This is a genomic window from Streptomyces sp. NPDC048270 (genome assembly GCF_040652335.1).
Taxonomy (GTDB): Bacteria; Actinomycetota; Actinomycetes; order Streptomycetales; family Streptomycetaceae; genus Streptomyces.
The window spans coordinates 199,774-212,309 of record NZ_JBEZLV010000004.1 but is presented as its reverse complement, the minus strand read 5'-3'; the positions used below and the strand labels follow the sequence as shown (position 1 = coordinate 212,309).

Sequence of the window (12,536 nt, the reverse complement as noted above, 5' to 3'; positions counted from 1 at the left end):
TCCGAGGAGTGGGGGCCTTCTTCCGTCTGTGCGCCGCCAGGGACTCGAACCCCGGACCCGCTGATTAAGAGTCAGCTGCTCTAACCAACTGAGCTAGCGGCGCCTGCTGACGTCGTAGACATTACCAGGAGGTTCCGCGGAACTAAAAATCGATATCCGCAGCTCGGGCCGCGCGGACGAACGCCCACAGCAGGGCCTCGGGCCCGGGCAGCCAGGGCCTGCGCGCGTCGGGGGCCACCAGCCAGCGCGAGGGGCCGGGGACGGCGGCCAGCGGCGGCACGGTGACGGCGTCGCCGAGCCCGTGGCACAGCGGCGCCGGGGCGCTGCGGGAGCCTCCCCACTCTCCCCCTGACTTCGTCGGGGGGTCCCCCACCCACGCCAGCAGGGCGGGGAGCCGGTGGGCCGTACCGGTGGCGGCGAAGAGGAGCATCCGGCCGCGGTGCACGGCGACCGGGCCGCAGCCGGGCCCCTCGGCCCAGAGCAGGTCCAGGATCCGGCGCCCGAACACCACCGGGACGTTGACGACGTCGAAGGCGTTCCCGCAGGGCAGCACCGCGGGCGCGGCGGGCCGGGCCTCCCAGGCGGCGAGGGTGCTCCCCGGCCGCGCGCAGGCGGAGACGAGCCAGGCGGCGCCCTGCGGGGTGACGTGGGTGGCGCAGGCGGTGCGTACGTCGGGGAGGGCGGGGCGTCCGGGAGCCGTCGTCAGCGTCGTCATGCCTCCAGGTCTACCCGGCGTAACGTTCCCGTTTCCGCGAGTTACCGGAATCCGGGACGCGGCGGGCACCGCTGGGGTATGTTGCGCCCCGCATATGCCAGCCGCCCGGGCTCAGGTGGCTTCGGGGCCCTCGTCGCGCTGGAGGGACTCGCCGAACTCGATCATCTTGCGGGCGTAGTCCTCGGTCCACTCCGCCTGCTCCGCGATCAGCGCCGGCGACAGCCGGTCGAACCGCCGCGGGTCCGCCAGCTGCGCCGCCGCCAGGGCCTGGAACTCCACCGCCCGCTCCTGCGCGGCCCGGAAGGCCAGCGTCAGCTCGGTCGCGCGGGCCAGCAGCTCGCGAGGGTCCTCGATGGACTCCAGGTCGAAGAAGTGCTCCGGGTCCGTGGCGGCCGCGGAGGGCTCGAAGAGCAGGGGTGCGGGCCGAAGCCTCCGCTCGGTCCGCTCGGGCTCTGCCATGCCTGTCCTCCTGCTGCGCGCGTGCTGTGCTTCCGGGCCACCGTCCATTGTCCAACGCCCCGCAAGACCGCACCGGGACGGGGCTCACACGGTGACGGCCTCGGCGGCGCGCCCGGCCGCCAGACGCGCCACGTCGTCGAGTACGCCGGCCAGCTCGTCCGCGAGGCCCGCGGGCGCCTCGAACCCCTCGGGGCCGACCAGGCCCGCGATGCCGGGGACCGCGACGGACCGCCCGGCGGGCCGCATGCCGACCCGGGTGAGCACCGGCAGCAGCATCTCGGCGGCCGGGGCGCCGCCCGTGGCGCCCCCGCTGTAGCTGACGATGCCGACCGGCTTGCCCTGCCACTCGCGGTACAGGAAGTCGATCGCGTTCTTGAACGGGGCGGTGAAGCCGCCGTTGTACATCGGCATGACGAAGAGGAAGGCGTCCGCGGCGTCGACCAGCGCGCTCCAGTCCCGGGTGTGCTGGTGGGCGTAGACGCCGCTGGAGGCGTACTCGGGCTCGTCCAGGAAGGGCAGCGCGATCTCGGCGAGGTCGACGGGGGTCACCTCGAAGCCGCCGCGGGCGCGGGCCTGCTCGGCGACCCACCGGGCGAGGGGGCGGCCGGAGGAGGTGGGGCGGGTGGCGGCGGAGAGGACGTGCAGACGGGTCACGGCGGGGACTCCCGGTCATCGGTGCGTGGATTTGTTGACGTGTCACCTATGGAAGCGGGGATACGGGTGACGTGTCAACCATCTAGGTGATGTGTCACCGACCTGGCTACAGTGCTGATATGACCCCCCCATCCGGGCCCCGCTGGCTCAGCGAGGCCGAACAGGACGCCTGGTACGCCTGGCGTCGGATGTTCCCGCTGGTCAACGCGGGGATCGCGCGGGACCTCGGGCAGGACAGCGGCCTCTCCGAGGCGGACTACGACGTCCTGTCGGTGCTCGGCTCCACCGACGGCCACCGCATGCGGATCAGCGCGCTCGCGGTCCTGATGCACTGGTCGCGCAGCCGGCTGTCCCACCAGCTCACCCGCATGGAACAGCGCGGGATCGTGCGCCGCGAGGAGGTCGCCGGGGACGGCCGGGGCGCGGAGGTGGTCCTCACCGGGGCGGGGGTGGACACCATCACGGCCGCGGCCCCGCTCCACGTGGAGTCGGTGCGCCGCCACCTGATCGACGTCCTGACGCCGGACCAGCTGCGCACCCTGGCCGAGGTCGGCGAGGTGCTCCGCGAACGCCTGGGCGCCGAGCGCAAGGGCGGCTAGACCCCCTGGGGCGGCCGGCCGATCACGCCGCGAGTCCGGCGTGATCGGCCGGACACCCCTAGGGCCGCCAGGCCACCCGGTGCTCCGCCAGGTGGGCCAGGACCGAGTGGTTCGCCTCCCAGCCGTCCGGGAACTTCACCGTCACGCCCAGCTGCACCGGCTCGGTCGAGGGGTGGTCGTCCAGGAGCTCCGCTATGCCGGCCCGGGCCACCACCACGCAGGCGTGCCGGTGCCGGGAGGCCAGCACGCACAGGCGGCCCGTCTCCAGGTGGAACGCCGTCGCGTCCGGCCGGCCCGACAGGGGGTGCAGGATCACCGTGAGGTCGTACTCCCGCCCCTGGAGGCGGTTCGCGGTGTCCACCGTGACGCCGGTGACCCCGTGCACCGCCAGCGCCGCCCGGATCGCCGAGGCCTGGTCGCGGTGCGCGGTGCCCACCGCGACGCGGTCCGCGGTCAGCGGCGACGGCTCCGCAGACCGCTCGTCGGAGGTCACCGCCCCGCGGTCCAGGGCCCGGCGGACCACCAGGGCCACCGCCGCCACCGCCTCCGGGTCGGTGCGCGGGGTGTGCCGCGCGGGCAGCTCCAGCAGGCCCCAGCCCGACTCGGCGGCCTCGTCCAGCACCCGGTCCGGCCCCGACCCGTCCGAGGGGACCCCGTACGACAGCCGCCGCTCGCCCGGACCCGTACCGCTGCGGAACTGCGTGTACGGGTAGAACGCCCGGGAGACCAGCGGCGCGGCGGTCGCCGGGAGCCGCCACGAGACCGGCAGCCGGTGCTGCGGCAGCCGCGGGTTGTGGGCCAGCAGGGTGCTGACCGCCGAGGCGGAGGGGTCGTACGACAGGCCGGCCCACTGCTCCGCGCCCACCACGCTGAAGGGGTCCAGCTGCCCCGGGTCGCCCACGAACAGCGCCCGCTCGAACAGTCCGGCCACGGCCAGCAGCGCGTCGGAGCGCATCTGGTACGCCTCGTCGACGATGGCGTGCTCCCAGGGCTCCGCGTCCTTGACGTAGGCCCACTTCGCCGCCGTGGAGATGGTGATCGGCAGCTCCGCGAGGTCCCCCGGCTTGGCGGAGAGCGTGACCGAGGGCAGCTCGCGCAGCGCGGGGTCGTACGCGTCGCCCTCGCTGCTGTGCAGCCGGCCGACCTTCAGCTCCGGATCCTTGTCGGCGAGCCGCAGCACCAGGTCGTCGACCTGCGCGTTGGTCTGCGCCACCACCATCAGCCGGCGCCCGGCCGCGGCCAGTTCGCGGGCCGCCCGGACGACGAGCGTGGACTTGCCGGCCCCGGGCGGGGAGTCGACGACCACGCCCCGCTCGGTCCCGTGCAGGGTGTCGCGCAGGATGGCGGCGGTCGCCTCGGCGGCCGCCGCCCCCGGGTCGAAGGAGTTCACAGCACGTCCTCGTCGGTCACGGCGTCGGGCAGCACGGGGGCGGCCAGGTGCCCCGGCGGGCCGCCGTGGGTCCACGGGGTCCGCTCCGGGTCCGGCAGCTTGGGCCCGCCGCGCGCGTCGTGCTCGAAGAGCGTCCAGCACACCCGGTCGCCCTTCTCCGGCACCGATCCCGGCTCCGGCTCCCGGCCGCGGCCCATCTTGTCCAGGAGCCGCAGCACGATCCGGCCGTCCTCCTCGAAGCGTACGAACCGCGCGCTCTGCGGACGCCCGTCCAGCGAGCGGAAGACCTTCCCGCCGCCGCCCTCCGAGAGCTGCGGGCGGTCCTCGGTCGCCACCGTCACCAGCGGGCGCGGACTCGGCCGCTTCGACTCCGTCCACTCCATCACCACCTCGGTGACCTCACCGGCGAAGGCCTCGCCCGAGAGCCGCCGGCCCGCCATCACCAGGGGGTCGTCCAGCGCCTCCTGGGCGTCGAGCCGCACCTGCTCGGTCTCCCGCGTGGCCAGCTTCTGCGCCGCCGTCACCGCGTCGTCGCGGCGCGGCTGCGGCGGCTCGCCCGCCCGGACCCGGTCCCGGTGGCCGGTGTACGACCAGCGGTCGCGCGTCCAGCGCTCCTCGGCGCGCTCGCCGGGCGGCAGGGTGCGCAGCAGGTCGATCGCCTCCCACGTCATCCACCAGGTGCTCGACATCTGCTCCACGACCAGCCGGCGCACCGCCCGTTCGGCGAGGCGCGCGTCGCGGCCGTCGTCCCCGGGACCGGCCGCCAGGGCCGCGCGCGCCGCGTCGTAGCGGGCGATCGCCGGTGCCAGCAGCTTGTTGTCGAAGGCCGGGTCGGTGGCCGGACCGGCCGGCGGGCACAGCAGCTGGCCGTCCTTGTCCCGGCCCAGCTCCGTCCGCAGGGCGGCCTCGGCCCCGGACCTGCCCTCGGGCGGGTCGATCCAGGCGAGCAGCGCGCCCAGGTGCTGGTCCTCCAGGTTGCTCTGGCCGCTCGCCCAGTGCCGCCCGAGCAGCTCCGTGGCCGACAGGAGCATCGAGGAGCCCGGGACCCGCGCCCGCTCGCCGAGGTGCGTGAACCAGCGGCCCAGCAGCGGCACCTTCGGCGGCGCCGGATAGGGATTCTCCGGATCCTCCTCGGCCGTCCGCCGGAACCGCATCGACCGGCCCAGCAGGCGCACGTACTCGATGCCCGCCCGGCTCGGCACGATCAGTTGCGGGGCGTCCCGGCACAGCTCGGCCTCGACCTTGACCTTCTTGCCCGTCTCCGGGTCCGTCTCGGTGCGCTCGGCCGGCTCCACGTCGTCCGCGTAGGAGTCGATGTGGGCCAGGACGTGGACCGCCAGGTCCGCGAGGAACGCCCAGCGCAGGGCCCGGTCGCGCGGCTGGGGTATCACGAACACCCGCGGCTCGTGCCGGTCGGTGCCGACCAGCGCGCCCAGCGGGGCCCCGGCCTCGCCGGCCGTGGTCAGCGGCACGAGGACCATCGGGGTCTCGGACAGGTGGCGGTGCCGCACGGTCGCGAGCGGCTGCGCGCGGCCCGCGCGGACCGCCTCCAGCCGGGCCAGGGTGTTCAGCAGGGGCATTCGGGCGTCTCCGGGACGGGGTGCGGCGGGAGGGCGGCGGCCAGTTCCAGCGCCTCGGCGCGCAGCCGGGCCGCCCGGTGCAGCGCGGCCGCCGTCGGATCGTCGGCGCGGCCGGCGCCGGAGGCCGCCGCCAGGGCCTGCTCCACGGTGGTCAGCGCGCCCAGCTCGCCCCGTACGGAACGGCCCAGCGCGGTCACCTCGTCGGCGGCGCGGGCCCGGTCCCGGCAGTGGAAGGCCAGCTCGCAGGCGGCCAGGCACTCGGGGGCGTACGAGGCGTCCACCGCGGCCACGGCATCGGCCAGCTCCTCGGCGGTGCGCGCCGGGTCGAAGCTGAGCCCCTCGGGCAGCGCGTCGGCCAGCTCCTCGACCCGGGTCAGCCGCTCCAGCTGGCGCCGGGTCACGGAGCGCTCGCGGCGGACGTCGACGGGCGAGGCGGTGGGCAGGTTGGAGAAGTCCTTGGGGCAGACCAGCAGCACGGTGTGCCCCACCTCGGCGCCGGCCAGCTTCTCCGCGGTCTTCTCCAGGGCCAGGACGTAGACGGCGGCCTGCCGGGCGGCGGCGCCCACCTTCGCGGCGTCGGCGGCCCCGTCGATCATCGGGAACGACTTGATCTCCACCACGGTCCAGCGGCCGTCGGGGTGCACGACGACGGCGTCCGGCTCCAGGTAGGCGGGGGTGCCCGCGACCTCCAGGGCCAGCATCGGGTGGTCCAGCAGCGTCCACGCCCCGGTGTCCCGGCCGGCGGCGGTGGCCTCGCGCAGGGCGAGCGCGGTGCGCGCGGCGCGGCCCTCGGGCCCGGCGGCGGTCAGATCGGGCACCAGGGCGCCCGCACCGGGGGGCTCGGCCCCGGCGCCGAGGTGCGCGTGGACCAGCCGCAGCAGCTCGGCGCCGCCGTCTCCCTTGACCTTGGCCTCGAAGGAGTTCCCGCGGACGATGGCGAACTGGGACTGCCCGAAGGGGGCGGGGGAGCCGAGGGCCGAGGCGAGGGCGGTCTTGTCCACGCCCGCCCCGTCGAGCAGGGCGCGTCGGCCGCAGCCCGGGTTGGCGGCCAGCGCGGCCAGGGCCCGGGCGTCGAGCGGGCGGGGCGGCACGGCCGGGCCGCGCAGGCCGGCGAGCCGCTGCCGCAGGGTCGTCTGCGGGGCGCTGCGGGGCGGGTAGGAGCTCACCCGCGGAAGTGTCCCATCCGCCACTGACAATCGTGCACTTACGGCGGAAACGGGCCGGGGGCGGCCGTCGGGCGGGCCCGCCGTGCATGTGTTGGATGATGTACGGACGACGGAATTGCCGTAAAAGAGCACGAACACATATGTAACGGGAGAAATTCATGGCCCCCCGCATCCTGCTGGCCCGCCACGGCCAGACGGCGTGGTCCCAGCTCGGCAAGCACACCGGACGCACGGACGTGCCCCTGCTGGAGGAGGGCAGGCGGGGCGCCAAGCTGCTGGGCGAGCGGCTGGCCCGGGACCCGTGGAAGGGGCTGCCCGGCCTGGAGGTCCGCACCAGCCCGCTGGTCCGCGCGAGCGAGAGCTGCGACCTCGCGGGCTTCGGCGTCCGGGCGGAGCCGTGGGACGCGCTGATGGAGTGGGACTACGGGGACTACGAGGGCATGACCCCGGCCGAGATCCAGGCGGTCCGCCCCGGCTGGCTGATCTGGCGCGACGGCGTCCCGGGCGGCGAGTCCGTCGCCGATGTCGCGGCCCGCGCGGACGAGGTGGTCGCCTGGGCCCGCTCGGCGGAGCGGGACGTCCTGGTCTTCGCCCACGGGCACGTCCTGCGCACCCTGGCCGCCCGCTGGCTCGGCTTCGAGGCCTCCTTCGGCGCCCGCATCCGCCTGGAGCCCACCTCGCTGTCGGTGCTCGGCTGGGCGTACGGGGCCCCCGCGCTCGAGCGCTGGAACGACACCGGCCACCTGGACGCCTAGTGCTGTGACCGCAAAGGTTCACCGGGTCGCGACGCCCGGCACGGCACCTCGCTGCGTTGTCGGACCGCGCACGTACGTCCAGTACGAGCCGTGGCCCTCCGCCTTGCGATGCACCGCACCGGACGCCGCGCCCCTGCAAACCTTTCCGGCCACAGCACTAGGAGCCGCCACCCGGGCCGGCCGCCCCGGCCGCAAGGCTGCCGGACATCCGGAAGGTTCGTCGAAAAGACCGTCTCCGTAAGGGAGTTGTCTCGCTGAGTGACTGCGAGGATGGGTCCATGACGATTACTTCCGTGGTGCTGCGGCGGCGCGTGGACGATCTCGGTCCGGCTCTGGACTTCTACGTACGGCTGACCGGCCAGCCGGCGACCCGCTTCGGGTTCGCCGGCCTGGACCTGGCGAGCGTCGGACCGTTCCTGCTGTTCAGCGGGCCCGACGCGATCGCCGAGCGGTTCGCGGGCGTGGCGGCCACGCTCGCCGTGGCCGACCTCGACGCGGCGGTCGCGCACTGCGCGGCCTCCGGGGGCGAGGTGATCGCCGCCCCCGCGGCCACGCCCAACGGGCGCCGCGCGGTGGTGCGCCATCCCGAAGGCGGGGTCTACGAGTACCTCGGCGCCTGACCCGGGGGCGGGCCGGAACCCACGCCGCGCCCCGGGTCAGACGGCGGCGTGCCGGCTCAGGAAGGCGCCCACCCGCGGGGCGCGCTGGTGCGGGATCAGGGTGCGGGCCGTCTCGGAGAGCAGGGAGCGCACCCGCGTGGACTGCACCTCGGCCAGCAGGTCCAGCACCCGGCCCCCCGCCCAGGCGGCCTCGTCGGGGGCCCCCGCGTGGGCCAGGTCGCCGGCCAGCTCGGCGGTGTAGAGGGCCACGTTCCGGGCGAAGTGGGGATCCTGGAGGTCGGCGGCGCGGCGGGCGTGCCGGGCCGCGCGGGCGTGCTCGCCGAGCGTCGCCCAGCACCTGGCCTCCAGGGACTCCAGCTCGGCCTCGCCGAAGAAGGACATCCACTCCGGGTCCGCGCCCGCCGCGCCCCGGGAGAACTCGGTGTGGGCCCGGGTCAGCGCCTCCTCGCAGGCCTTGCGGTCGGCCAGCCCCGCCCAGCCGCCCGCCTCCCGCAGCGCCAGCAGCGACAGCAGCCGCGGGGAACCGAGGGAGCGGGCGGCGCGGCGGCCCGCCTGGGCCGCCCGTACCGCCTCGCGGGAGCGGCCGCAGTCGCGGGCCAGGAAGGCCATGTTGCTGAACGCGTGCGCCTCCAGGCCCGCGTCCCCCGCCACCCGGGCCGTCGCCAGGGCCTCCGCGTAGTGCGAGCGGGCGTCGTCGAAGCGGCCGGAGTCGTGGGCGAGCCAGCCGACCGAGACGGCCAGTTCCCCGGCGCCCGCGTGCAGCCGGTCCTCGGTGGACTGCCGGGTCGCCCCCGCGTCCAGCAGCGCGTACGCGGCGCGCAGGGGGCCGGCCGCCCTGCGGTACAGCGCGTCCGCCCCGTGCCGGTCGTCCAGCAGCCGGATCTGGCGTACGGCGTCCTCGACGGCCGCGGCCTCGGACTCTCCGGCGCGGGAGGGGAGCCGGCGGGCGTCGCCGAGCAGGGTGAGGCTGAGCGTCGCGGCCGCCACGGTCGCGGAGCCGCCCGCCATGAACGCGCGACGCAGCACGTCGCTCTCCTTGGAACGGGAAGGGGTGGGGGACGGGTGGGGGGAGCGGGCGGACGGGTCGCGCAGCGCGGAGCGGCCGCGGACGGCCTCGCGCGGTGAGAAGCCCAGGTCGGCCAGGGTGCGACCGGGGAACATGTGCAGGAAGACCCGCTCGTAGGCGTAGTTCGGGCAGCGGATCTCGCCGGATTCGACCCGGCCGATGTAGCGCGCGTCGCAGGAAACCGTTTCGCCGATCTCCTTCGCGGCCCGGCGCACCAGCGCCGCGAACTCGGCCGGGGAGTGCTGCCCGCGCAGCCGCCGGAACGTGGAGTTGGGTGAGTGGGGGGACGCCGCCATGGACGTGGCCTCTCTGGCAAGGAACGCAGCGCCGGTACGGGAGGTGTGCGGAGGAGTGGCCCGGCGCGCATGAACGTACCGCCAGTACGGGTCCCTTCATGCGATGTTTGTTTACAAAACGGATATCTCACCCGCGATCTGCCATGAACTGCCATCCTTTGCAGCGTCTTGCCGCCGCACCCGTTGACGTTCCGGGGCGTTGAACCCATGCGGAGTGGGAGGCGACTCCCCGCTCCCGGCTCGTACGCGGATCGAGGAGGGGTTCCCTTGGTGGAGGCCGGCATGGAGAGCACTGGAACGAACACCGCGCCCGTGCCCGGTGCGACCGCGACCGTGACGGCGACCTTGACGGCGACCGTGACCGTGGCGGTGGCCGGGAGCGACGCCCCGGACCTGGTGACCGTCCCCACCCGGCAGGGGCTGGAGGCGGTGGACATCATCCGCCGCGCCGGCCGGGCCGGCGGGGTGGGGCCCGTCCTGCACGACGGCTCGGGCGACACGCTCGGCTTCCTCGTCCCGCCCGGCACCGCCGATGCCTGGGACCTGCCGGGCAGCGCGTGCACCCAGACCAACGGGCGCGGGATGCGCTTCGGCGACGCGGTGCCGCCCGCCACCGGAGACACCGGCTGGCTGCTCCCGCCCGAGGCCGTCGAGCCGGTCACCGACCCCGCGGTGCTGCGCGAGGCGCTCGGGGAGGCGGCGCGGCTGATCGAGGCCGCCGACAACTGCCGCTGACCGGCCACAATGGGGTGGTGGCAGGCAAAGACAGAGGCAAGGGCCGGAACAAGGGCGAGCAGCAGCGCGGGCGCGGCGCCGCCGAGCCGGTCGTCGGGCAGGTGGCCGGCGGCCGGGCGGAGCTGGCGCCCGACCGCGAGCGCGCGGACGCCTGGACCCTGCTGGTCGACGGCGCCCCGCAGTCGCACGTGGACCTGGCCGACCCCGGGTACCTGGACTTCGCGTACCAGCGGCGGATCGGCCACCTGATCGACCTCGCCGCACCCGCCCGGCAGCCCCTGAACGTGGTGCACCTGGGCGGCGGCGCCTTCACCCTCGCCCGCTACACCGCCGCCTCCCGTCCCCGCTCCACCCAGCAGATCGTGGAGATCGACGCCGCGCTGGTGGCCTTCGTACGGGAACACCTGCCGCTCGACCCGCAGGCGCGGATCCGGGTCCGCGCGGTGGACGCCCGGGCGGGCCTGGCCAAGGTGCCGGACGGCTGGGCGGACCTGGTCATCGCGGACGTGTTCAGCGGCGCGCGCACCCCGGCCCACCTGACCAGCACGGAGTTCCTGGACGACGTACGCCGTGCCCTCGCGCCCACCGGCTGGTACGTGGCCAATCTCGCGGACGGCCCGCCGCTGGCTCATCTGCGGGGCCAGATCGCGACGGCCGCGTCCCGCTTCGCGGAGCTGGCGCTGGCGGCCGACCCCGTGGTGTGGCGGGGCAAGCGCTTCGGCAACGCGGTCCTGGTGGCCGCGGACCGGGAACTGCCCGTCGCGGAGTTCACCCGGCGGGTCGCGAGCGATCCGCATCCGGGCCGGGTGGAGCACGGCCGGGCCCTGGCGGACTTCACGGGCGGGGCCGCGCCGGTGGCGGACGCCTCGGCGGTGGCCTCGCCGCAGCCGCCGCCGTCGGTCTTCCGCTAGTGCTGTGGCCGGAAAGGTTTGCCGGGGCGCGGCGTCCGGTGCGGTGCATCGCAAGGCGGAGGGCCACGGCTCGTACCGGACGTACGTGCGCGGTCCGACAACGCAGCGAGGTGCCGTGCCGGGCGTCGCGACCCGGTGAACCTCTGCGGTCACAGCACTAGACGAGGGCCCGGGGAGGCCCGCAGGCACCGAGGGCGTACGGCCGCGTCCGACGGCCGCCGAGCGCGGCCCGCGGCCACCGGGAGGCACCGACTGCCAAAGAGGTCTCCCGACAATCGGTCCTGATGCGTAGTGTGTTGATCCCTAGGAGGCCCGCTCCCTCCTACGACGCGCTCAGGAGACGGCCAACGATGTCTGATTCCCCAGCAACCCCGGGTACCCCTTCCCCCAGCACCGCCACGTCCGACTACACACGGCGGCTCGCCCGCCTCGAGCAGTCCGGCATCAAGCGGTTGCTGCCCACCCAGGCTCCCTACCGGTGGAACCTGCAGAGGCTGAAGCTCGGCCGGGTCCTCGACATCGGGTGTGGCCTGGGTCGGAACCTGCTCAACTGCGGACCCCAGAGCGTCGGGGTCGACCACAACCCGCACTCCGTGCAGACCTGCCGCGAGCGGGGGCTGACCGCCTACACCCCCGACCAGCTGGCCGAGGCCGCGGACTGCGGTCCCGGCTCCTTCGACAGCCTGCTGGCCTCGCACGTGCTCGAGCACGTCGACGAGGAGACCGCGGCCTCGCTGCTGGAGCAGTACCTTCCGCTCGTGAAGCCGGGCGGCTCGCTCGTCCTCATCACCCCGCAGGAGGTCGGCTTCCGCTCCGACGCCACGCACATCCGCTGGGTCGGCTTCGAGGAGCTGCGGACCGCGGCGGACCGGGCCGGGGTCGCCGTGCGGCGCACCTACTCGTTCCCCTTCCCCCGCCCGATGGGCAAGGTCTTCCCGTACAACGAGTTCGTGCTGGTGGGAACCGTTCCGGGGGCCACCCGCTAGGCCGTCAGGGATCGACGATCTCGACGACCGGCGGGTGGTCGTGCCAGGTGCAGAAGACCGACACCTCGCGGCCGTCCCGCGTGAAGGTGACCCGGATCCAGTAGTCCTGCTTCCACACCTGCATCCGCCAGCCGGCGGCCGGGGTCGCGGAGACCAGCTCGGCCGCGGAGGCGCCCAGGTCGAAGACCACCCGGCCGCCCGACACCGGGTACGCCTTCACATTGCCCCCGCGTGCGGACGGCTTCGGCGAGGGCCTGGCGGAGGGGGGCCCGGCGGACGGCGACGAGCCGGACGCCGACGCCGGCGCCGATGCCGACTCCGACGGGCTCGGCGAGGCCGACGGGGAGGCCTCCGGCGACGGGGGCAGCGCGTTCCGCGTCGAGGACGACAGCGGCTGCGTGGTCAGCGGAACGGCGAGCGGGCGGTCGTAGGCCGTGCCGGACATGACGGTGTGCACGCCCCACCACGACAGCGTCACCGCTGCCCCGGTCGCCAGCGTCCACGCCATGGCATGTACAAGACCTCGCTGCATCAGGGGACATACTGCACCACCCGTCACAGAGGTGGCCCGGCACCTCCCCGGGTCGCCCGAATGGACTACGGT

Annotated in this window: 13 protein-coding genes, 1 tRNA gene and 1 pseudogene; 6 read left to right on the top strand and 9 right to left on the bottom strand. The window is 75.1% G+C overall.

The window, feature by feature from the left end:
- Nucleotides 1–29: 29 nt before the first annotated feature.
- The 4 genes and pseudogenes from AB0D66_RS05975 to AB0D66_RS05960 form a co-directional block, all read right to left on the bottom strand.
- Nucleotides 30–103, bottom strand: a tRNA-Lys gene (locus AB0D66_RS05975).
- Nucleotides 94–715: pseudogene (locus AB0D66_RS05970) on the bottom strand (hypothetical protein). The gene AB0D66_RS05975 and the pseudogene AB0D66_RS05970 overlap by 10 nt, the downstream one beginning before the upstream one ends.
- Before the next feature lie 111 nt (nucleotides 716–826).
- Nucleotides 827–1,174 (bottom strand): hypothetical protein, encoded by a 348-nt coding sequence (locus AB0D66_RS05965; RefSeq protein WP_362297262.1) that lies wholly within the window; start codon nucleotides 1,172–1,174, stop codon nucleotides 827–829.
- A gap of 84 nt (nucleotides 1,175–1,258) precedes the next feature.
- Nucleotides 1,259–1,828 (bottom strand): NAD(P)H-dependent oxidoreductase, encoded by a 570-nt coding sequence (locus tag AB0D66_RS05960; protein WP_362297260.1) that lies wholly within the window; start codon nucleotides 1,826–1,828, stop codon nucleotides 1,259–1,261.
- A 119-nt stretch (nucleotides 1,829–1,947) separates the two neighbouring features.
- Between AB0D66_RS05960 and AB0D66_RS05955 the strand changes: the two genes are divergently transcribed.
- Nucleotides 1,948–2,427 carry a MarR family transcriptional regulator gene (locus AB0D66_RS05955; RefSeq protein ID WP_362297257.1) on the top strand — a complete coding sequence of 160 codons (480 nt, stop codon included), beginning with the start codon at nucleotides 1,948–1,950 and terminating at the stop codon, nucleotides 2,425–2,427.
- 58 nt (nucleotides 2,428–2,485) lie between these two features.
- Here AB0D66_RS05955 and AB0D66_RS05950 read toward each other — a convergent pair whose 3' ends face one another.
- From AB0D66_RS05950 to AB0D66_RS05940, 3 genes are read right to left on the bottom strand one after another with little or no spacing between them, the layout of a single operon-like run.
- The gene (locus AB0D66_RS05950) at nucleotides 2,486–3,817 is read right to left on the bottom strand and encodes an AAA domain-containing protein (protein ID WP_362297254.1); all 1,332 of its coding nucleotides are present in this window, start codon (nucleotides 3,815–3,817) and stop codon (nucleotides 2,486–2,488) included.
- A complete protein-coding gene (locus tag AB0D66_RS05945; protein WP_362297251.1) occupies nucleotides 3,814–5,397 on the bottom strand; it encodes a hypothetical protein in 1,584 nt (527 codons plus the stop codon). The genes AB0D66_RS05950 and AB0D66_RS05945 overlap by 4 nt, the downstream gene beginning before the upstream one ends.
- Nucleotides 5,385–6,563: a hypothetical protein gene (locus tag AB0D66_RS05940; protein ID WP_362297248.1), complete on the bottom strand. Its 1,179-nt coding sequence runs from the start codon at nucleotides 6,561–6,563 to the stop codon at nucleotides 5,385–5,387. The genes AB0D66_RS05945 and AB0D66_RS05940 overlap by 13 nt, the downstream gene beginning before the upstream one ends.
- A 158-nt stretch (nucleotides 6,564–6,721) precedes the next feature.
- Here AB0D66_RS05940 and AB0D66_RS05935 point away from each other — a divergent pair, with 158 nt between their 5' ends.
- Nucleotides 6,722–7,318, top strand: coding sequence for a histidine phosphatase family protein (locus AB0D66_RS05935; protein WP_362297245.1), 597 nt, complete (start codon nucleotides 6,722–6,724; stop codon nucleotides 7,316–7,318).
- Between the two features lie 278 nt (nucleotides 7,319–7,596).
- Nucleotides 7,597–7,938, top strand: a complete 342-nt coding sequence (locus AB0D66_RS05930; protein ID WP_362297242.1) for a VOC family protein — start codon at nucleotides 7,597–7,599, stop codon at nucleotides 7,936–7,938.
- Nucleotides 7,939–7,974: 36 nt separating this feature from the next.
- Here the strand turns inward: AB0D66_RS05930 and AB0D66_RS05925 are convergent, their stop codons facing one another.
- Complete coding sequence (locus AB0D66_RS05925; RefSeq protein WP_362297240.1) at nucleotides 7,975–9,300, bottom strand: tetratricopeptide repeat protein; 1,326 nt, start codon at nucleotides 9,298–9,300, stop codon at nucleotides 7,975–7,977.
- Between the two features lie 282 nt (nucleotides 9,301–9,582).
- On the opposite strand from AB0D66_RS05925, the gene AB0D66_RS05920 reads away from it, so the two are divergent.
- The 3 genes from AB0D66_RS05920 to AB0D66_RS05910 all read left to right on the top strand — a co-directional run bounded on the left by AB0D66_RS05920 (nucleotide 9,583) and on the right by AB0D66_RS05910 (nucleotide 11,932).
- Nucleotides 9,583–10,035: a hypothetical protein gene (locus AB0D66_RS05920; protein WP_362297238.1), complete on the top strand. Its 453-nt coding sequence runs from the start codon at nucleotides 9,583–9,585 to the stop codon at nucleotides 10,033–10,035.
- Between the two features lie 17 nt (nucleotides 10,036–10,052).
- Nucleotides 10,053–10,946, top strand: a complete 894-nt coding sequence (locus tag AB0D66_RS05915) for a fused MFS/spermidine synthase (protein ID WP_362297235.1) — start codon at nucleotides 10,053–10,055, stop codon at nucleotides 10,944–10,946.
- Nucleotides 10,947–11,296: 350 nt separating this feature from the next.
- Entirely contained in the window at nucleotides 11,297–11,932 is a 636-nt protein-coding gene (locus tag AB0D66_RS05910) for a class I SAM-dependent methyltransferase (RefSeq protein WP_362297232.1), read from the top strand.
- 4 nt (nucleotides 11,933–11,936) lie between these two features.
- On the opposite strand, the gene AB0D66_RS05905 is transcribed toward AB0D66_RS05910, so the two are convergent.
- Nucleotides 11,937–12,464 carry a hypothetical protein gene (locus tag AB0D66_RS05905; RefSeq protein WP_362297229.1) on the bottom strand — a complete coding sequence of 176 codons (528 nt, stop codon included), beginning with the start codon at nucleotides 12,462–12,464 and terminating at the stop codon, nucleotides 11,937–11,939.
- Between the last annotated feature and the right edge of the window lie 72 nt (nucleotides 12,465–12,536).